The organism is Pectobacterium polonicum, from assembly GCF_005497185.1.
Taxonomy (GTDB): domain Bacteria; phylum Pseudomonadota; class Gammaproteobacteria; order Enterobacterales; family Enterobacteriaceae; genus Pectobacterium; species Pectobacterium polonicum.
In genome coordinates, this window is sequence record NZ_RJTN01000003.1 from 178,757 (window position 1) to 199,376 (window position 20,620).

The 20,620-nt window shown below is 52.0% G+C and carries 18 protein-coding genes and 1 riboswitch; of the genes, 11 read left to right on the top strand and 7 right to left on the bottom strand.

The window, feature by feature from the left end; translation table 11 throughout:
- Position 1 precedes the first annotated feature (1 nt).
- Positions 2–604 carry a 3-isopropylmalate dehydratase small subunit gene (leuD, locus tag EDI29_RS05445; RefSeq protein WP_137740064.1) on the top strand — a complete coding sequence of 201 codons (603 nt, stop codon included), beginning with the start codon at positions 2–4 and terminating at the stop codon, positions 602–604.
- A gap of 70 nt (positions 605–674) precedes the next feature.
- Here the strand turns inward: leuD and EDI29_RS05450 are convergent, their stop codons facing one another.
- The 4 genes from EDI29_RS05450 to EDI29_RS05465 form a co-directional block, all read right to left on the bottom strand.
- Positions 675–986, bottom strand: coding sequence for an AzlD domain-containing protein (locus EDI29_RS05450; protein ID WP_137740065.1), 312 nt, complete (start codon positions 984–986; stop codon positions 675–677).
- Positions 983–1,717, bottom strand: a complete 735-nt coding sequence (locus tag EDI29_RS05455) for an AzlC family ABC transporter permease (RefSeq protein WP_137740066.1) — start codon at positions 1,715–1,717, stop codon at positions 983–985. Before EDI29_RS05455 ends, EDI29_RS05450 begins: the two co-directional genes overlap by 4 nt.
- A gap of 106 nt (positions 1,718–1,823) precedes the next feature.
- Positions 1,824–2,660 carry an AraC family transcriptional regulator gene (locus EDI29_RS05460; protein ID WP_137740067.1) on the bottom strand — a complete coding sequence of 279 codons (837 nt, stop codon included), beginning with the start codon at positions 2,658–2,660 and terminating at the stop codon, positions 1,824–1,826.
- A gap of 202 nt (positions 2,661–2,862) precedes the next feature.
- Positions 2,863–4,482 (bottom strand): methyl-accepting chemotaxis protein, encoded by a 1,620-nt coding sequence (locus tag EDI29_RS05465; RefSeq protein ID WP_137740068.1) that lies wholly within the window; start codon positions 4,480–4,482, stop codon positions 2,863–2,865.
- Positions 4,483–5,269: 787 nt separating this feature from the next.
- Between EDI29_RS05465 and EDI29_RS05470 the strand changes: the two genes are divergently transcribed.
- Positions 5,270–5,830 carry a helix-turn-helix transcriptional regulator gene (locus tag EDI29_RS05470; protein ID WP_137740069.1) on the top strand — a complete coding sequence of 187 codons (561 nt, stop codon included), beginning with the start codon at positions 5,270–5,272 and terminating at the stop codon, positions 5,828–5,830.
- Positions 5,831–5,975: 145 nt separating this feature from the next.
- Here EDI29_RS05470 and sgrT read toward each other — a convergent pair whose 3' ends face one another.
- Positions 5,976–6,140, bottom strand: a complete 165-nt coding sequence (sgrT, locus tag EDI29_RS05475) for a glucose uptake inhibitor SgrT (RefSeq protein WP_137740070.1) — start codon at positions 6,138–6,140, stop codon at positions 5,976–5,978.
- Positions 6,141–6,230: 90 nt separating this feature from the next.
- Here sgrT and sgrR point away from each other — a divergent pair, with 90 nt between their 5' ends.
- The 4 genes from sgrR (at position 6,231) to thiQ (ending at position 11,361) form a co-directional block, all read left to right on the top strand.
- Positions 6,231–7,889: an HTH-type transcriptional regulator SgrR gene (gene sgrR, locus EDI29_RS05480; protein ID WP_137740071.1), complete on the top strand. Its 1,659-nt coding sequence runs from the start codon at positions 6,231–6,233 to the stop codon at positions 7,887–7,889.
- Between the two features lie 37 nt (positions 7,890–7,926).
- Positions 7,927–8,023: riboswitch (TPP riboswitch) on the top strand.
- Between the two features lie 80 nt (positions 8,024–8,103).
- Entirely contained in the window at positions 8,104–9,087 is a 984-nt protein-coding gene (thiB, locus tag EDI29_RS05485) for a thiamine ABC transporter substrate binding subunit (RefSeq protein ID WP_137740179.1), read from the top strand.
- Positions 9,063–10,670 carry a thiamine/thiamine pyrophosphate ABC transporter permease ThiP gene (thiP, locus tag EDI29_RS05490; protein ID WP_137740072.1) on the top strand — a complete coding sequence of 536 codons (1,608 nt, stop codon included), beginning with the start codon at positions 9,063–9,065 and terminating at the stop codon, positions 10,668–10,670. Before thiB ends, thiP begins: the two co-directional genes overlap by 25 nt.
- Positions 10,657–11,361, top strand: a complete 705-nt coding sequence (gene thiQ, locus EDI29_RS05495) for a thiamine ABC transporter ATP-binding protein ThiQ (RefSeq protein WP_137740073.1) — start codon at positions 10,657–10,659, stop codon at positions 11,359–11,361. The genes thiP and thiQ overlap by 14 nt, the downstream gene beginning before the upstream one ends.
- A gap of 10 nt (positions 11,362–11,371) precedes the next feature.
- Here the strand turns inward: thiQ and EDI29_RS05500 are convergent, their stop codons facing one another.
- Positions 11,372–12,994 (bottom strand): family 43 glycosylhydrolase, encoded by a 1,623-nt coding sequence (locus EDI29_RS05500; RefSeq protein WP_137740074.1) that lies wholly within the window; start codon positions 12,992–12,994, stop codon positions 11,372–11,374.
- A gap of 268 nt (positions 12,995–13,262) precedes the next feature.
- Here EDI29_RS05500 and EDI29_RS23190 point away from each other — a divergent pair, with 268 nt between their 5' ends.
- From EDI29_RS23190 to ilvN, 3 genes are all read left to right on the top strand, one after another.
- Complete coding sequence (locus tag EDI29_RS23190; protein ID WP_015731251.1) at positions 13,263–13,370, top strand: ilvB operon leader peptide IvbL; 108 nt, start codon at positions 13,263–13,265, stop codon at positions 13,368–13,370.
- Positions 13,371–13,480: 110 nt separating this feature from the next.
- The gene (gene ilvB / locus EDI29_RS05510; protein WP_167494482.1) at positions 13,481–15,145 is read left to right on the top strand and encodes an acetolactate synthase large subunit; all 1,665 of its coding nucleotides are present in this window, start codon (positions 13,481–13,483) and stop codon (positions 15,143–15,145) included.
- 5 nt (positions 15,146–15,150) lie between these two features.
- On the top strand, positions 15,151–15,444 hold the full coding sequence (ilvN, locus tag EDI29_RS05515) for an acetolactate synthase small subunit (protein WP_137740076.1): 294 nt from the start codon (positions 15,151–15,153) through the stop codon (positions 15,442–15,444).
- Positions 15,445–15,479: 35 nt separating this feature from the next.
- Here ilvN and EDI29_RS05520 read toward each other — a convergent pair whose 3' ends face one another.
- Positions 15,480–16,250 (bottom strand): DedA family protein, encoded by a 771-nt coding sequence (locus EDI29_RS05520; RefSeq protein WP_137740077.1) that lies wholly within the window; start codon positions 16,248–16,250, stop codon positions 15,480–15,482.
- 147 nt (positions 16,251–16,397) lie between these two features.
- Here EDI29_RS05520 and EDI29_RS05525 point away from each other — a divergent pair, with 147 nt between their 5' ends.
- Positions 16,398–17,978, top strand: coding sequence for a sensor domain-containing diguanylate cyclase (locus EDI29_RS05525; RefSeq protein ID WP_137740078.1), 1,581 nt, complete (start codon positions 16,398–16,400; stop codon positions 17,976–17,978).
- 119 nt (positions 17,979–18,097) lie between these two features.
- A complete protein-coding gene (locus tag EDI29_RS05530; protein ID WP_137740079.1) occupies positions 18,098–20,464 on the top strand; it encodes a DNA polymerase II in 2,367 nt (788 codons plus the stop codon).
- Positions 20,465–20,620 lie beyond the last annotated feature (156 nt).

Here is a 20,620-nt window from a genome sequence, read left to right on the forward strand (position 1 = left end):
CATGGCTAAATTTACTCAACACACAGGTCTGGTGGTTCCTCTGGATGCCGCTAACGTCGATACCGACGCCATCATCCCCAAACAGTTTCTGCAAAAGGTGACGCGTACCGGTTTTGGCCAACATCTGTTCCACGACTGGCGCTTTCTGGACGACGCAGGCCAACAACCCAACCCTGAGTTTGTGCTGAACAAGCCACAATACAAAGGGGCAAGCATCCTGCTGGCACGCGAAAACTTCGGCTGCGGCTCTTCCCGCGAGCACGCGCCGTGGGCGCTGACCGATTACGGCTTCAAAGTCGTTATCGCCCCAAGCTTTGCCGATATTTTCTACGGCAACTCGTTTAACAACCAACTGCTGCCGGTGAAGTTGAGCGATGAAGAAGTGGATGAGCTGTTCAAGCTGGTTGACGGGCAGGAAGGCATTACCTTCACGGTCGATCTGGAAAATCAGGTCGTTCAGGCGGGCAGCAAACGCTATCCGTTCGAAATCGACAGCTTCCGCCGTCACTGCATGATCAACGGATTAGACAGTATCGGCCTGACGCTGCAACACGAAGCGTCTATCACCGAGTATGAAAAGAATCAGCCAGCCTTTTTGAACTGATTAAAGATTACGGATAGTCCAAAGCCCGCGCTGTTATTCGCGGGCTTTTTCTTTTTAAGTATGACGGGTATTACAATAAGGCAGCAATGATATAGAACGCCAGCATACTCAAAAGCACCGCGGCCACAATATTTCTGATAAAGAATGAAATCACGATACTCACTATCGCGCCGAGAAAATACGGATTATCAGGAAATGTACGAATAACGCCGTGTTCCATTAAAATAATCGGCCCACAAATTGCCGTGAGTAAGCACGGTGCTGAATACTTTAACGCCCGATGCAGTAAAACCGGGATTTTTACCGGTACAGCGGGTTCGAGGAAAATATAGCGATTAAAAAACACGATCCCTGCCAGCACAAATATCAATAACCAACTCATTTTTCTTCCTTAAGCACGGACGCAATAAACACAGAGAAAAACATGCCGCCGACACCGGCAATCGCGATCGCACCTTCTATATTGAAATAGCTTAATAGCATCGACAACAGCAGGGAGAATAGGACACCAGAGAAGGTACTGATCTTTTTTATCATCGGCACAACGATGGTAATAAACGTGGCAACGATAGAATAATCAAGGTGATATTTATCCAAATCCGGCACAGATGACGCCATGACCACGCCAAGAATACTGAAGATATTCCAGAAAACATAAAAGGTGAATCCCGCACCGATTAAATAGCTGGTGCTAACGTTGTTCTTTCTATCTTTCTTTTCACTGAGTGCAAAAAGCTCGTCTGATAATAAAAATCCGATAGGAAGCCGTTGTCTTAACTTCAACGTTGAAACATATTCTCGTAGCGTCAGGCCATATATCAGGTGCTGTGCGGTGATAAAAAAAACGGAAATTAATAGTGTCGCGACATTCGCCCCAGACATAAGTAGCCCTAGCGAGACTAATTGTGCCGCCCCCGCAAAAATAATCGCGGACATCCCAATACTTTGCCCAACAGATAATCCCGATTGAATAGCCATCGAGCCAGCCAGAATCCCCCAGGGCACAACGGATAAACAGAGTGGAAGCATTTCAACCACGCCGGTCATAAAGTGCTTCCACGGGCTAATCGCATCTTTTGATGCAGATGATGAAGAGGCTACGGTGTTTTCCATATAACATTGCACTACCATAAATAAATCGATAGCGGAAAACTAACAAAACGTTTTTTAAGAGTATTGGATAAAGTTGCTTACCCTCAGAATAGAGGGACAAGTATATTTATGCGTTGCCTTTAGCAAACTCGCCCGGCGTCAATCCCAACGAGTTTTTGAAATGACGGTGGAAGTGACTCTGATCGGTAAAACCACACTGTACCGAAACATCAAGAATAGTATTGCCTTTACGCAATAGATCTTTCGCCTTACGCAAACGCGCTTGAATCAAATAAGCGTGGGGGGTGATACCGACAACGGCTTTGAACTGCCGTAAGAAGTGCCATACGCTAAGTTCAGCAAGCTCTGCCAATTCAACAAGAGCAAGTTCTCTCTCGGGATAGCTGTCCATAAAGGCTTTAACATTCAGTATATTTTGGGTCGCAACAGGTAGCGTCTGTGGCGTCAGGCGAGTCTTGCTATAGCGCATTGTCAGCCAGGTTAATGACGACAACAGCAGCGTTTCTTTCAATAGCAGATTGCCCGGCTGAGCAAGCATATTGAAGGTCATGAGCAGTTGTTCAGCCAATCCAGGATCGTGCACCACAGCATCAGGAAACCACGGAATGGAATCCTTGGTGCGTTGAAGATCCTGATTAATCGAGCGAAAAAGGTCAGGATGAGGATAAATAGCTCGATAGGCCCAGCCAGTCTCTACCTCAGAACTTCCTGTATGCACATCGTCTGCATTCACTAAAATGATGTCACCTTTGGGCGCAACGTGCTCAGCACCAGAACGATAAAAGCGTTGAGCCCCCTGCTCAATCACGCTGATGCAATAAGTATCATGCACATGACGAGGAAAGCGCTGCTGGTAGTACTGCGCCTGCAACATATCCAGACCACCGAGCGCCTCCAGGTGTCTGAAATGCGTCTGCTCCTGCGCAACCCGCTTTTTATGCACGCGTTAACCCTCTTGTCATTTGTACAAAATTGCTCAGGCAGAGAAGAAAAATAGGCGATCTTCATCATCCAGAAACGGTGTACCTGTTTCACCGATTCTATCAGAAACGGATTAACATCCCCATGCTGGAAAAAACAGCGAAAAAAAGCCAGCGACAACATCGCTGGCCCTCAATGAGACTTTCCTTTTTTACCGTCAGGGGCTACATCAGGTGAAAACGAGACACGCCAAGATTTAACCGCTCAGCCTGCTGCTCCAGAGATGCGGCTGATGAGGAAGCCTCCAACACCAGCGTCGCATTTTGTTGCGTGACCCGATCCATTTCTGATATCGCTAACGACACCTGATTGATACCGCTGCTCTGTTCATCGGAAGCCAGCGCGATCTCATTCATGATGCGGGTGACGTTATTAATTTCAGCGACAATCTCAGCCATCGCTTTACCCGCTTCAGATGCCAGCGTCGTCCCCTCTGTTACTCTGGTTTCGGATTCTTTAATCAACGCAGCAATTTCCGTTGCGGCGTTAGCCGAACGCTGTGCCAGACTACGCACTTCTCCTGCCACCACCGCGAATCCTTTGCCCTGCTCGCCTGCTCTGGCTGCTTCAACTGCCGCATTCAGCGCTAGAATATTAGTCTGGAATGCAATCCCATTAATGAGCGCGATAATCTCAGAAATTTTGTCTGAACTCTTGGCAATACCAGCCATAGAATCCACAACCTGTTCAACAATATTGCCACCATTTACGGCCTTGGAAGACGTCTCCGTCGCCACCTCACTGGCATGATGCGCATTATCGGTATTCTGCTTCACCGCTGCCGTGAGTTGCTCCATGCTGGCTGCCGTTTCCGCCAGTGCCGCAGCCTGCTGTTCGGTTCGAGCGGATAAGTCTGTGTTACCAACGGCGATTTTCGTCGAACTGCTGTGGATCGACTCCGCACTATCACGCACCGATCCAACCGTTTCGGAGAGCGAATCCTGCATTTGCTGGATATTGTCCCCCAAAATGCCGATTTCATTTCTTCCTACATCCACGCTCGTGCGCGTTAAATCCCCCTGCGCAATCGCCTGTATGCGCGACACCCAATACTGCACCGGGTTAATAATGACCCGACGAATTAATAAGAACGTCATGCCCGTTAATACGATGGCCAGAACAAATGCGCCCACCATGAGCGTATAGCCCTGCGTAGAATGTCTCTCGGCCGTCACATTAATATTTTTTGCCATCTCAACCCGATAAAGGTAAGACGCTTTCAGCGGGACGTCATACTCATCGTCCAACTTAGACAGGGTTGTCGACTCAAACGCATTGAGTTCGTCAACATTGCCCCGTTTCGCGATATCAAACATGGGCTTGATACCCCGCTCAACATAATCGCTATAACGCGCTTTCAATTCATTATCACGTGCTTGTTCAACGTCAGCGCGAACCGCTCTATTTTGATATCCGTTAAACATTTGCTGCGACATCATCAGCCGTTCTTCGGCCGCTTTCATACTAGCGTTGTAATTGTCCGTAAGGCCATTATGTAAGTGGTTCACGGCATGCAACAGATTCATACGTGCCGCCCGCATATGATTCGCGCTATCAACTAACTCCATCCGAACGTTCAATTCCAGCGTTGATTCATTTAATGACAATTCCGCTTGCTTCAAAAAATAGGATGACGTCGCCACAGCCAGGGCAAAGAGCAATAAAACACCAGAAAAAACAACAATGAAGAGAGGCGTTAGCTTAATGTTATGTACCCCAGGAGTGGACTGCCAGGATTCTGGCTTTTCGTAAAGCGCTATTGACTGATACGGTACATCGCTCATTTTTACATCCGTCGAGTTATTCAAAAAGTTGCTGTGAAGTAAATTTCAGATAAGCAAGAAAAAATAAAACGCCACTACATGTTACATATTAATTAAAGATTGTGACAATCTGCGTTAAATGCAAGAAAAAAAATAGTAACCTATGAAAAATAATTTTATCAATAAGATCACCATCACGAAAAAACGTCATTTTAACGATAATATCTTCAATTAAAAATCATTCATAACATGAATTATTACATAGAGTTAGTGAATAATCCGAATTAAGGTTTTTGCGTTACAACGTCTTATTCGTGTAGAAACACATTCACAGAATTGTTTAATTTTAATGACAATAGATTTCATCCTAACATTCAATATTGGGTATTAAATTATCGCCACGCGAATAACAACATGGTTTACCTGAATACCACTCTCGACAGGCATATTTTCCCTCTTCTCTTCTTTTAACCCACTTTTGCGAAGCCGCGCGCAGGCCGATCACGCCGTTTAAATGTTAGCTAAATAAGCAGGTATATTTCATTCTCGACTAGCGCTCATGTTGACATCCGTCAACGCATGAACATACCATGACCCTATATCGCGATGAAAAAACATCCAAATAAGCCTATTCAGGCAGCCATTGAAACAATAGAAGATATATACCCCAAATAATTCGAGTTGCAGGAAGGCGACAAGAGAAGGAATCCCGATGATCTTACTCAGGTAAGTGATTCGGGTGAGTGAACGCAGCCAACGCACCTGCTGCTTGAAGTATTACGGGTATATATGGCTTACCGAGGAATTTATGACAACACATCACTTTTCTCTCACGCTAGCGGGCGTTTCCGCAGATACGGCTGGGCTGGAAGATGCACTTTTTGCCAGCGGCTGCGACGACGCGCTAATTTGCTTCTATGGAAGCGCCGTCTATCTCGAATTTGATCGAGAAAGCCCGCGTTTTTCTACCGCAGTCATCAGCGCTATTCATGATATCGAGTCCGCAGGCATCCAGGCCAGAGTCCACTCCGTCGATGCCGCCTGGGTTGGGATCAGTGACATCGCGGCCTTGTCCGCGCTGTCTCGTCAGGCGATTGCGCTTCTCAAAGACGGAAAACGGGGTGCAGGTGATTTCCCCTCTCCGGTCCAGCGCTTACGCGGTACATCACCGCTGTGGGAATGGAGCGATGTTGCCGATTGGCTAGCCAAACAAAAAAAAATACCACAAGAATTAGCCGACAATGCTCAGGAACTTGCCACGATTAATCTAGCCTTGCAGATACGCAATGCCCGTCAGCAGGACGAATTAGCACGTTATTGCGCATTGCTCAGCGAAGGCGTGCCATTACGTGAACAAAGCATCACGTAAACAACGCCGCTGATACCTCCCTACCATGCAAACTACCCGCAGCAGCCAAAGCTAGCAGCAGGTAAACACCATAAAAAAAACCAGCGAGAGAACTCGCTGGTTGGTGAAACATCACCATTACTCAGAATACGTTTCCTCATACCACCTAGAGCCAATGACGGTATTCGTCGTCGGACATGTCTTTCAGGTGCCACTGCGTCGCCTGCTGTAATAACGCAACGCGCTGTTGGGTAGACATCCATCGCAACCACTTCGCTTTACACGTCGATAAGTAGGTTCGATAGAACTGGGACAAACGGGAACTTGTCATGATCCACCTCCTCTCTTTCCTTGTTGGAAAGTATCGACGTAATATAGGGAAAGATAAATTGATGACTTTAGTGCCGGGAGTTCCTCTTTTATGTCTTCCCCTCGATTGCAACAACAGTTCATCCGCCTGTGGCAACACTTTCAGGGGCAAACCACCGACACCACGCTGCAAGAGCTAACCGGGGTGTTGAACTGCTCACGCCGCCACATCCGTTCATTATTGAACGCCATGCAACAAGAAGGCTGGCTCATCTGGCAGGCAGAGGCCGGGCGAGGAAAGCGTTCGCAGCTCTCCTTTGTGTATACCGGATTAGCGCTACAGCAGCAGCGTGCCGAAGATTTACTGGAACAGGATCGTATTGAGCAGCTAGTGCAGTTGGTGGGTGACAAAGAAGCGGTGCGCCAGATGCTACTCGCCCACCTTGGGCGAAGTTTCCGGCAAGGGAAGCATATTCTGCGCATCCTCTATTACCGCCCGTTACGCAATTTATTGCCCAGCTCGGCACTACGACGCTCGGAAATGCACATTGCACGGCAAATATTCAGCGGACTGACCAATATAAATGAGGAAAATGGGGAACTAAAACCCGATCTGGCTCATCACTGGCAGAGCCTATCACCTCTGCACTGGCGCTTTTATCTGCGTCCGGCCATCCGCTTCCATCATGGTCGTGAACTCACGATGGATGACATCACCCTATCGCTATCGCGCCTCGCTCCGCTTCCGCTCTTCTCCCACATTGAAGCCGTGACCTCACCGATGCCGTTTGTGATTGATATCCGCTTGCGCACCCCAGATAAGTGGTTACCGTGGCTTTTGGCCAGCGTGCATGCCATGATCCTGCCGCAAGAGTGGCAAACGCTGCCGAATTTCGCCCAACACCCGATTGGCACTGGCCCTTACGCCGTGGTGCGCAATAACAGCAGCCAATTGAAGATCCGCGCTTTCGATGACTATTTTGGCTATCGGGCGCTGATTGATGAGGTCAACATCTGGGTCCTGCCGGACGAACCGGAAGAAATGCCCGTCTTCGTTCAGTTCCAGTCAGACAATTCTCGTCACGAACAGTTGGAAAGTAGAATGGAGGAAGGCGGTTATTTCCTGTTGTTCGACAAACGCTCGCCGCTGAACAAGCGCCCAGAGACTCAGCAATGGCTCAGGCAGGTATTTAATCCGATTTCGCTGCTCAACCACGCCAATATCAGCAACCAGCGCGACTGGTCGCCCGCCTATAGCCTGCTGCCGCGCTGGCATCATCATCATCCCGATACGCCACAGTCGATGCCAAAAGGGCTAACCGACGTCACGCTCACGTTCTATCAGGAGCACCCAGAGTACCGGATATTAAGCGAGATTATGCGCACGCTGCTGGCGCAACACGGCGTCACTCTACATGTTCAGACCATCAGCTACGAAGATTGGTATCAGGGCAATGCCGAAAGCGATATCTGGTTTGGTAGCCTGAATTGTTATCTGCCGCTCGAATTCTCTCTGTTTGCCATGCTCTATGAGCTGCCGCTGGTGCAACATTGCCTGAACGACGACCTGGATACCGACGCACAACAGTGGCGTAATCACACGCTCCCAATGGCAGAATGGAGTGAAAAACTCATCAAAAGCGGGCAACTGCATCCGTTATTGCATCACTGGCTGCAACTTCAAGGGCAACGCAGCATGCGCGGCGTCAGAATGAATATGCTGGGCTGGTTTGATTTTAAATCCGCCTGGTTTGCGCCGCCGGAACGCTGAGAGCCTTTCACTGCCCGACTTAACCCTTTACAATGAACCGTTCTCAACGGGGTGCGGAAAATTTTTCGCTGAGAAGATACCCGTCGAACCTGATCCGGTTAATACCGGCGAAGGGATTTGAGAGTGCGGCTTATTGCTGCCTCGAAGTCCTTTGCCACCCTATGATTCTCAGGAGTGCAAAGTGTTAAATCAATTATTACACCGTTCAGCCACCGTGCTGAAAACCAGTCTGCCTTGTCTGTTACTGCTCTCAGCATCCGCTTTCGCCAAGCCCGCACTTACCGTTTATACCTATGACTCATTCGCTTCCGAGTGGGGTCCAGGCCCCGTCATCAAGACCGCGTTTGAAAAAGAGTGCGAGTGCGAGCTGAATTTCGTCGCGTTGGAAGATGGCGCATCGCTGCTAAACCGCCTGCGAATGGAAGGAAAAAACAGTAAAGCGGACATCATTCTGGGGCTGGACAACAACCTGTTGCAGGCCGCGGAGCAAACTGGTCTGTTTGCGCCACACGGTCAGGACACCAGCACCGTCACGGTGCCGGGCGGTTGGAACAATAAAACGTTCGTTCCTTACGACTACGGCTATTTCGCCTTTGTGTATAACAAAGACACGCTGAAGAACCCGCCGAAAAGCCTGCATGAACTGGTGGACAGCAACGCGCCGTGGAAAGTGATCTATCAAGACCCGCGCACCAGCACACCGGGGCTGGGCCTGCTACTGTGGATGCAGAAAGTTTACGGCGACGATGCGCCGCAAGCCTGGCAGAAGCTGGCGAAAAAAACCGTTACCGTCACCAAAGGCTGGAGCGAAGCCTACGGTCTGTTCCTGAAAGGGGAAGCCGATCTGGTGTTGAGCTACACGACATCGCCGGCCTACCACATCATCGAAGAAAAGAAAGACAACTACGCAGCGGCGACCTTTAGCGAAGGACACTATCTACAAATTGAAATCGCCGGGCAGTTGGCTTCCAGCAAAAATCCAGAGCTGGCAAAACGCTTTATGCAGTTCATCCTGAGCCCAACCTTCCAACAGGCTATCCCGACGACGAACTGGATGTATCCGGCGGTGAAAACCGAACTGCCTGCGGGCTTCGCGACGCTCGCCGTGCCTGAGAAAGCCATGCAGTTCAGCGCACAAGATGTTGCCGACCAAAGGACGCAGTGGATTCAGGCATGGCAACGCGCCGTCAGCCACTGATTGGCGGACGTCTGTGGCCGGGGCTGCTGGCCACCACGCTGTTAATTTCCGTTGCCGTACTGGCTTTCGGCGCACTGTGGATACAGGCGCCCGAAAGCCAGTGGCGCACGCTATGGCATGACAGCTATCTCTGGCATGTCATTCGGTTTACCTTCTGGCAGGCCTTTCTCTCTGCGCTGTTTTCTACCGTTCCGGCGATTTTCCTTGCCAGAGCGCTGTATCGGCGGCGCTTTCCCGGTCACCGTTGGCTACTGCGCCTGTGTGCGATGACGCTGGTGCTGCCCGTATTGGTAGCCGTTTTTGGCCTGCTCAGCGTGTACGGTCGGCAAGGCTGGCTGGCCTCTGCGCTGGGCTGGTTTGACCTGAAATACACGTTTTCGCCCTATGGGTTGCAGGGAATCCTGCTGGCGCACGTCTTCTTCAATCTGCCGCTGGCGACCCGATTACTGTTGCAGTCGTTAGAAGGCATCGCTACCGAGCAGCGTCAGTTGGCCGCCAATTTGGGTATGAACAGTTGGCAGCATTTCCGCCTGCTGGAATGGCCCGCACTGCGCCGACAGATTTTACCCACTGGCGCACTGATTTTTATGCTCTGCTTCGCCAGCTTTGCTACGGTGCTGTCGCTGGGCGGTGGCCCGCAGGCGACGACCATTGAACTGGCCATCTATCAGGCATTAAGTTTTGATTACGATCCGGCACGCGCAGCGCTGCTGGCGTTAATTCAGATGATCTGCTGTCTCGGTTTGGTGCTGTTAAGTCAGCGGCTGGGACGCATTCTGCCTGTTGGCAGCACGCAGCAGCTTGCCTGGCGTAACCCGCAGGATAGCGCCTTAAGCCGCCTCACCGACGGCCTGCTGATCGGCGCGCTGTTGCTGTTGGTCGTCCCCCCTTTACTGGCCGTGGTAGTTGATGGCGTAAACCGATCGCTGGTTACCGTGTTGCAACAGCCTGTGCTCTGGCAAACGCTGTTTACCTCGCTGCGCATTGCCTTAGGCGCGGGACTCCTGTGTCTGGTGCTGACCATGATGTTGCTCTGGAGCAGCCGCGAGCTCAAGTTACGCCAGAAGCCACTGTACGGGCAGTTGATGAACCTGAGCGGCATGCTCATCCTCGCCATGCCCGGAATTGTACTGGCAACCGGTTTTTTCCTGCTGCTGAATAACAGCATCGGATTACCGCAATCCCCCTATGCGCTGGTGGTGTTCACTAACGCGCTGATGGCGATCCCGTATGCGATCAAAGTGCTGGAAAATCCGATGCTGGACGTTGCCGAGCGCTATAACCGACTCTGTACATCGCTGGATATTCACGGCTGGCAGCGGCTGAAGCTAATCGAGCTGGCCGCATTGAAACAGCCGCTGGCGCAGGCGCTGGCCTTTGCCTGCGTGCTGTCGATCGGTGACTTTGGCGTCATCGCGTTATTCGGCAATGAGCAATTCCGCACGCTGCCGTTCTATCTGTACCAGCAAATTGGTTCCTATCGCAGCGCCGACGGCGCAGTCACGGCACTGTTGTTGATGCTGCTGTGCTTTATGTTATTTACCCTGATTGAGAAACTGGCAGGCCGTCATGATCGCGCTTGAGAAATTGACCTACTTCTATCAGCATTTGCCTATGCGCTTTGATTTTCACGTCGAACCGGGCGAGCGCATCGCTATCCTCGGCCCCAGCGGCGCAGGGAAAAGTACGCTGCTGAATCTGGTTGCGGGCTTCCTGATGGCAGACAGCGGGGAATTACGACTTAACGGCACATCTCACCGCGAGACGCCTCCGGCTAAACGACCGGTTTCGATTCTATTTCAGGAAAACAACCTGTTTCCTCACCTGACGATTGGGCAGAACATCGCGCTGGGGTTGCACCCCGGTCTGCGGCTCAGTACCGCACAGCGTGAAACGCTACGGCAGATCGCCGATCGGGTTGGTCTGGCCGATCTTCTGGATCGTCTGCCCTCGCAGGTCTCCGGTGGGCAGCGTCAGCGCGCGGCATTGGCACGCTGTCTGGTGCGTCATCAGCCGATTCTGCTATTGGATGAACCGTTCTCAGCCCTCGATCCGGCGCTGCGTCAGGAGATGCTCGATCTGGTTGAAAGCGTGTGTCAGGAACGTCAGTTCACGCTGCTGATGGTGTCCCACAATCTGGATGACGCCATGCGGATCGCAAAGCGCACGGTGCTGATCGTGGACGGGCAGATTTATTATGATGGGCCGACTCAGGCACTACAGGATGGTAGCGCCGAAGCAGCCACCATCCTGGGCATTTCACGCCCGTCTTAAGAGCGGGGGATCAAGGCAAAGCCTGATAGCGCAGGTTACTAAATGTGACCTCGCCTTCCCCCGACGCATACAACGCTGGCCGCAAACTGAGAAAGTCATACGCGACGTTGTGATGATAACCGGATACTTCCATTTGCACCGGATACTTCTTCCATGGCTCCTGATCCGAGGTTCGCGTGTAAAACGTCACGATATGGCGATCGTTTTTCATCCGAATTTGCACCTCATTACCCGTGATATGCGGCAGTTTCTTCTCCGCCCTTTCCAGCCCGTAGCGGTGCATTACGGTGCCGTCCTGATTAAACGACAGCCCAACGTACAGCTTCGCGTTATAGAACAGCAGTAAACCAGCCTGCGATCCAGGGGCAAAGTTCGCCGTGACCTCAATTTGATAGGCCTGATCGCCGGGGATCATCGTCAGCGGTGCGCTGTCTTTCGGCGACGTTCCTTTTGCCTTCAGGTGCAGCTTGCCGTCTTTAAGCGTGACCCGCTTCAGCTCTTCTGCATTGGCGCGGTAGAAATGCCAGCGGGCTGGAAATTTCTCATCGGTAAAACTATCAGACCAGCCAATACCGTGCGGCACCGCCTCGCCCCCAGCCGGTTTACGAATCGGTTTGCCGGTATCGAATCCAGCGGACGTAAACCAGCCATCATCTCCCCAGACAATCGGCTCCAGCATCGCCTGCCGTCCCAGCGTCATAAAGCCGTTTTCATAACCGTGATACATCATGTACCAATTTTTATCTGGTCCTTCAATCAGCGTAGCGTGACCGCGCGACCACCACTTCTCAGAACGATCCTGCGTGCGGATAATCGGATTATGTGGTGAATTCTCCCATGGCCCGTTGATTGATTTCGATCGCGCAGCAATCACCATGTGTCCGGTTGGTGGCCCAGCCGTGCCGCCTTCCGCCAGCACCATGTAGAAATAGTCGCCGTGGCGCAGCATTTTCGGCCCTTCCTGCGAAAAACTTTCCACATCCCACTCTTCCGGGTACTGCCATCCCTGATAGACCACTTCCATGTCACCGACCGTCGACAGCCCGTCGTCCGTTAATTGCACGCGGTTGCCGCCAGACATAAAGATGTAGCGCTTGCCATCTTCTCCTACCACATGGCCGGGATCGCTAGCCGGATTTTTAAGGCCGGTATCTTTCGGCGGCGTCCAAGGGCCGCGAATATCATCAGCGGTAATCACATACAGCGTTTTCTTCTTCGTTCCTTTGGCATCGATAATCCGATTCGTGGTGAAGTAGACATAGTATTTGTCGTTGTATTTCACCAAATCCGGTGCCCAGATGGCATCGACGGGCGTTGTTATCGCCGGGCCAAGCGGCTCCCAGTTCACTAAATCGCGTGAATGCCAAATCAACAGCCCAGGGATATCGTCAAATGACGAGAACGTCATGTAGTAATCAGCGCCATCCTTGATAAGGGTGGGATCGGGGTGATCGCCCGCAATAATCGGATTGAGATAACAACCATTACCCAAATCCGCCTGACGCTGCTGTTCAATACCCCGCATCCATTCATTGGCAGGGCCAGCCTGACAGGCTATCGCCTGGCCAATACCCATTGCCATCAATAAGATACCACTCAATACGCTTTTCCCTACCACTCGGGACACGCCCATTTGTCACCACCCACTATCCCAATGATTATTTTATAATTTATAACATTGAAACCCTGTTCCAATTGTGAAAGTAATCACGCTTCTCTCGGTTTATACGGCGAAAAACCAAGCGGTAATAACCGCGTTAAATGTCAATAGATTGTGATCTTGTAGGCATATTCGGTTTTTATCCCTTGTGGGTATTGTGTCTTTTTATGCAGCTGTGCTTATATGAATTGGCAATTGATTCATTACTGATTCGAACACAAACAACGTAAATAGGATTCCCGTGACGCACTACTCTTCTTCCACTTCAGCACTACTAAGCACCGCGCATGTTGACGCGGTCGTCGTCGTGCGCGTGGTGGTCGTGGTCGTCGTCGGCAGCGCGCCGTAACGGGTTCCGAATCGAAGATTCTCAAACCCCGCCGGCGCCAGCCGAGCGGGGTTTCTTGTTTCTACCCTCCCCGCTCCGACACCGCACCGGCCCTGATGAAGGATGTAAACATGCGTTATACAGGCGCTCAGTTGATTGTTCGGCTGCTCGAACAGCAGGGCATCACCACCGTAGCGGGTATTCCAGGCGGCGCAGCTCTGCCGTTATATGATGCACTGGGTCAAAGTAAAACGATTCGCCACGTTCTGGCTCGCCACGAGCAAGGCGCGGGATTTATGGCACAAGGCATGGCGCGCGCCAGCGGGCGTGCTGCGGTTTGTATGGCTTCCAGCGGCCCAGGAGCAACCAACCTGCTCACCGCCATCGCCGATGCCAAACTGGATTCGATCCCGCTGGTGTGTATCACCGGTCAGGTGCCTTCCAGCATGATCGGTACCGATGCCTTTCAGGAAGTCGACACCTACGGCATCTCTATCCCCGTCACTAAGCATAATTATCTGGTGCGTGACATCACCGAACTGCCGCGCGTGATCCCAGAAGCGTTTCGCATCGCGCAGTCGGGCCGTCCCGGCCCCGTGTGGATCGATATTCCAAAAGATATTCAGAACGCAACCATTGAACTGAGCGAATTGCCGGGCGTCTTTCCTCTCGATACGCCCCCCGCTATCGCACAGCAGGACATCGAGCGAGCGGCAGCAATGATTAACGCGGCGCAACGTCCGGTTCTCTATCTGGGAGGTGGGATCATTAGCAGCGCTGCGCACGAGCAGGCGGTTCAACTGGCAGAACATTCCAGCCTGCCAACCACCATGACGCTGATGGCCCTGGGCTCAATGCCTGTCGACCACCCCCTGTCGTTGGGTATGCTCGGTATGCACGCCGCACGATCAACTAATCTGATCTTACAGCAGGCAGATTTGTTAATTGTGCTGGGGGCACGTTTTGACGATCGCGCGATTGGTAAAGCGGAACAGTTTTGCCCGAATGCCAGCATCATCCACATCGACATCGATCCGGCCGAGTTGGGTAAGATCCGCCAGCCACACGTGGCGATCAATGCCGATGTCGCGCAGGCGCTGGATCAGTTGCTGCCACATATTACGCCGCAGCAGCGTGACGTTTGGCGTGCAACCGTTAGCGGACTGCAACAGGAATTCCCGTTCAGCATGCCGAATGCTGACGATCCGTTAAGCCATTATGGTCTGGTTCAGGCTACGGCGCAGGCGCTGACGGATGATGCGATCATTACAACCGATGTCGGCCAGCATCAGATGTGGGTGGCGCAGTCTTATCCGCTGCGTCGTCCACGTCAGTGGCTGACATCCGGCGGATTTGGCACGATGGGCTTTGGCCTGCCTGCGGCGATTGGTGCCGCGCTGGCTGAACCGGAACGTACCGTGGTGTGTTTCTCAGGTGACGGCAGCCTGATGATGAATATTCAGGAAATGGCGACCGCAGCAGAAGAAGGACTTAACGTAAAAATTGTCCTGATGAACAACCAGTCACTGGGCCTGGTACATCAGCAGCAGGATATGTTTTTCCAGAAGCGCATCTTTGCCGCCGATTACCGTTACAGTACCAATTTCCTCGCGATTGCCGCAGGTTTCGGCTTTGCAACCTGCGATCTAAACGCAGCCGCCGATCCACAGGCCGCTCTGCAAGAGGCGCTCAATCAGCCGGGTCCTGCACTGATCCACGTACTTATTGACGCCAATGAAAAAGTTTTACCTATCGTGCCACCGGGCGCCGCGAACATCGATATGATCGGAGATTAATGACTATGTCAACTCAGCCAACTTCAAATCAGGTCACGCTAGAACTCTCTGTGCGCAACCACCCCGGCGTGATGTCACACGTTTGCGGACTGTTTGCCCGCCGGGCATTTAACGTAGAAGGCATTCTGTGTATGCCGCTGGCAAGCGGTGAAGAAAGCCGAATCTGGCTACTGGTTAAAGATGACCAGCGGCTACAGCAAATGATCAGTCAGGTAGAAAAGCTGGAGGATGTCCTTCAGGTTCGTCGTCACGGTGAAGAAATGCGTATTTTTGAGCAGGTCGCCGAGTTCTACTGCTAAATGGCGTGGCCGGGTCTTTCCCGGCCTGCCCAATCTCACCCGTTCAACACCTGCCATAGCAGGTGCCGGTAAACCGGCATCAGCGGGTGCTGAATCAGCACGAACAACGATGCAGCCGCCGCTACAGATATCGCTGGAGCTATCCAACGCAGGCGTCTGAGCGGTATCTTTCTGCTAAACCAATCATGATGTTTACGCTTATCGCTGCGCCACCAGCGCCAGTTTAACCAGCCTGCGACCCATACCACGATGGCGGTTGCCAGTAATAACCACTTAAAGCCCGCGCTGTTCGTCCCTGCGGGAATATCAATCGCTACCCCAGCCAGAATACCGGGTAAGAAATAGGCCGGTGGCCACAGCAGGCAGCCAATGACATTCGGCACCGCGAATTTATAAGGCGGTAGCCCCAGCATCCCCGCCACCATCGGGATTAACGGCCGCGTAGGGCCGACAAAGCGCCCAATCAATATTGTCGGCATTGGGTGTTGATACAAAGCATATTCAGTTTTACTTAGTAACGCCTGATACTTTTTCAGGAAAGACCAGTTATGCAGCGGTGCCTTAAAACGTATGCCAATAAAATAGGAAATCCAGTCTCCTAGCAGGCAACCGATAATTCCAGCCGCCCACGCCGGGTACAGCCCCATTTGTCCACTGCCGATCAGCGCCCCCAGCGTGGCCATCATGACCGTGCCCGGCAACAGCAGCCCCACCAGAGCCAGAGATTCCAGAAAAGCAACCAGCATGACGGCGATCAGTGAATACGCGAGTGATTGGGTAACCAGATGATCCAGCCACGCTTCCATAAAACCTACCCGTACTTTATAAAAACAAAGATTGTCTGGATCATAGCAGAAGCCGTCAACTCCTGATTGCTGGTCAATTCTTTTGCACCGACAGGCAGCAACACTTATGATAGCGGTTATTTTTTGCCACTGTGCCGCTCTGCCACTATGTTTTTTAAACTACTCAATCATTTCGGGCTACGACGTCTTATCCTCTTACTGGCTGTGGCAAGCGCATTAGTGACGCTGGCAAACAGCTTTTACGCCAGCTATCGCGTCCAGCGAGAGCTTCTGATTGATAACACACTTGAAGCCAATCGCGTCTACGCCGCCAAACTTGCGGCAATGACCCATTCTTTCTTTAAAGAATCTCAGCAACAGTTAGCCTACAGCGCAAACATCGTCGCTTCCCAAATGGATGATAAGGTCAGTCTGCTAAAAGAAGCTGACCGCCTGCGGTTACAGACCAGCAACTTCAACTCTGTCGTCATTGCCGATGAAAAAGGTATCGTCAGAGCCACGTCACCCGATACGTTCCAATTAATCGGGAGAAATTTGACAACAGACGGCGCACTCGATGCCTTGAAAGAAAAACGGCCTCTCATCAGCCAGCCCTATATGTCTGCCGCCAATAACTTTATTGTGCTGATATCGTCGCCGATTTTTACACGGGATGGCCGTTACAAAGGGTTTATCGGTGGATCGATCTATCTTAAGCAGCCCAGCGTTCTTAATACGCTACTAGACAAACACTATTACCGCGACGGCTCTTATATTTATGTCACTGATAAAAACAGAAGGATGCTGTATCACCGCGATATGGAGCGTATTGGTAAAGTAGAAACCAACGATCTGAAGATCGATGCACAGCGCGAAGATAATGGTAGCCAGCATATGGTCAACTATCTGGGTGAAAAAATGTTAGCGGGTTACGCCGTGGAATCTACCTCACAATGGGAGATTGTGGCGCTTCGCCCAACGGACACCACGCTGAAACCACTGGATGGGCTGATGTTAAACGTGCTGCGTCATACGCTCCCGCTAGCGCTGCTCACGATCTTGGGCGTCTGGCTACTTGCCCGGCTCATCGCACAACCCCTTTGGCTGTTGGCTCGCAGTGCAAATAAGATGGATGCGACGGACGTTTCCGACGATATCAGAAATATCCACTCCTGGTATTTTGAAGCCTCTCAGCTCAAGCAGGCAATGTTGCTGGGTATCGATTTATTGCAGCGCAAAATTGGTAAGTTACGCTCCGAGGCACACTCAGACCCGATGACCGAACTGCTCAATCGCCGCGGGTTGGATAGCGTTCTCCGCTACTGGCAGATGGGGCAAAAAAGCTTTGCGGTCATCGCGCTGGATATCGATCGCTTTAAACGCATCAATGACACCTACGGCCACGACGTAGGGGATACCGTCATTCGCTATCTCTCACAGCTTATTCGCACTAGCTCACGCGATGCTGACATTCTGTGCCGCAGCGGCGGTGAGGAATTCCTGATACTGCTGCCCGAAACTAGCCAGAATGAGGCTCTCAGCATTGCTGAACGATTACGCCAACGCACGCAGGAATCCACGATACCTGTCGTGGGCAATATCACCATCTCATTAGGTGTTTCCCTGTGGGAACCGGGTGCCAGCGATATGTCGATCGAGCGAACTTTCAAACTCGCGGATGAGGCTCTGTATCAAGCCAAACAGGAAGGCCGCAACCGCGTGGCTTCTGCTTTACGCGACGAGCAGTAATTCTCGTTTTCCCTTCTTTATAACAGGTGGTGTCGCTAGACACTGGACATCACCTGTATAAATAACCATACTTATCTCGACCACCCTTCCTTATCCCGCTTGCTATAAAAGGCCGCTTAGTGACTCAGGTTCGTCAGGGGTTTCTACTAACCCGCCACTGGAACGATACGCCAGCAGGCACGCAGGTTGAATTTTGGCTGGCTACCGATGAAGGCCCGCTGCTCGCACGGTTGCCGGCACAAGAGGCGGTTGCCTTTATTCCCGCACAGCAGGAAACCCGCGCAAGAACACTTTTACAGCAGGAAAAACGCTGGCAGTTAAAGCCACTCGCGATGCAGGATTTCCACCATCAACCGTTGCTGGGCCTGTATTGTCCGCAATACCGTCAACTACTGCGGCTGGAAAAGTTACTGCGTGAAGGTGGCGTTCAGGTCTACGAAGCGGATATTCGCCCGACCGAACGTTTTCTAATGGAGCGCTTTATCACCGCGCCCGTGTGGTTTAGCGGTAACTCAACGTCAGGTAACCTGCTGACGGAAGCCCGTATGAAACCGAATCCCGATTACCGCCCGATGCTCAAACTGGTGTCGTTGGATATCGAAACCAACCGCCACGGCGAGCTTTACTGCATCGGGCTGGAAGGCTGCGGACAGCGTCAGGTTTACATGCTCGGGCCGCCGAACGGCACGCCTGCCGAACGCGATGATTTTAACCTTGAGTACGTTGCCAGCCGCCCGCTACTGTTGGAAAAGCTGAACACCTGGATGCAGCAACACGATCCCGATGCCGTCATCGGCTGGAATCTGGTGCAGTTTGACCTGCGTGTGTTGCAGAAACATGCTGAGCGCTACAACATTCCTCTCAAGCTGGGGCGTAATGGACAGGCGCTGGAATGGCGAGAACACGGCTTTAAACAGGGACATTTCTTTGCCAGCGCCACCGGCCGCCTGATTATTGACGGCATTGAAGCGCTCAAATCCGCGACGTGGAATTTTGCCTCGTTCAGTCTGGAGTTTGTCGCACAATCGCTGCTGGGAGAGGGCAAAGCCATCGACACCCCCTATCAGCGGATGGATGAAATTGACCGTCGCTTTGCCGAAGATAAGCCCGCACTCGCTCGCTATAATCTGCAAGACTGCGAACTCGTCACGCGTATTTTTGAAAAAACCGAACTCCTTCCCTTTTTACTGGAACGCGCCAGCGTCACCGGTCTGGCAGCAGACCGCAGCGGGGGTTCCGTCGCGGCCTTTTCCCACCTTTATCTACCGCGCATGCATCGCATGGGTTACGTCGCTCCCAATCTGGGCGAGGTCGCACTGGAAGCCAGCCCCGGTGGATTTGTAATGGATTCGCGTCCCGGTCTGTATGACTCAGTGCTCGTGCTGGATTACAAGAGCCTCTACCCTTCCATCATCCGTACTTTTCTGATCGACCCGGTCGGGCTGGCGGTGGGAACACAGAATCCAGACGCTCAGCACGCTGTCCCCGGCTTTCGCGGTGCGTGGTTTTCCCGCGACCAACACTGCTTACCGGCGATTGTCGAGCAAATTTGGCAAGGGCGTGAAGCGGCGAAACGCACCAATAATAAGCCGCTATCACAGGCGTTGAAGATTATCATGAATGCCTTTTACGGCGTGCTAGGTGCTACTGGCTGCCGCTTCTTTGACCCGCGCCTCGCCTCCTCTATCACGCTACGCGGTCATGAAATCATGCGTAAAACGCGCGAACTGATCGAAGAACAAGGCTATCAGGTGATTTATGGCGACACCGACTCCACGTTCGTTTGGCTTAAGCATGCGCACAGCGAAGAGGAAGCCGCAAAAATTGGCAACACGCTGGTACAGCACGTTAATCAGTGGTGGACACAGCACCTGCAAGACACCCAGCAGCTGACCAGCGCGCTGGAGCTAGAGTTTGAAACCCATTTTCGCCGCTTCCTGATGCCAACGATTCGCGGCGCAGAACAAGGTAGTAAAAAACGCTACGCCGGAATGATCGACACGCCACAAGGCGAAAAGATGGTGTTCAAAGGGCTGGAAACCGTGCGTACCGACTGGACGCCGCTGGCACAGCAATTTCAGCAGCAGCTTTATCTGCTGATCTTTCAGCAACAGCCTTATCAGGACTGGCTGCGGGACTATGTTGACCGTACTCTGAACGGGGATTTTGACGATCTGCTGATCTACCGTAAACGGCTGCGTCGCAAGCTCGACGATTACCAGCGCAACGTGCCACCACACGCCAGAGCCGCGAAAGTCGCCGATGACTATAACCGCCAGCAAGGGCGGCCGCAGCAATACCAAAACGGTGGCTGGATCAGCTATGTGATGACCGTCAATGGCCCTGAACCACTGGAAACCCGGCATTCACCGTTAGATTACCAGCATTATGTAGAACGCCAGCTCCAGCCCGTCGCAGACGCCATTCTTCCTTTCCTGCATGACGATTTTGCTACACTGGTGACAGGTCAGATGGGATTATTTTAAATAGAAGCGGTTAATTCACCGCGCAGCAAGTTTGAGAGGTGACGAACGCGCCGTCATCCATTACCATAACGCCCTTTCTGAATTTGCATCAGCAGCATTATTGGCACCCGATAATGTAATCAGACATTCCCCCGACACAAACGACATCGAGCTAAG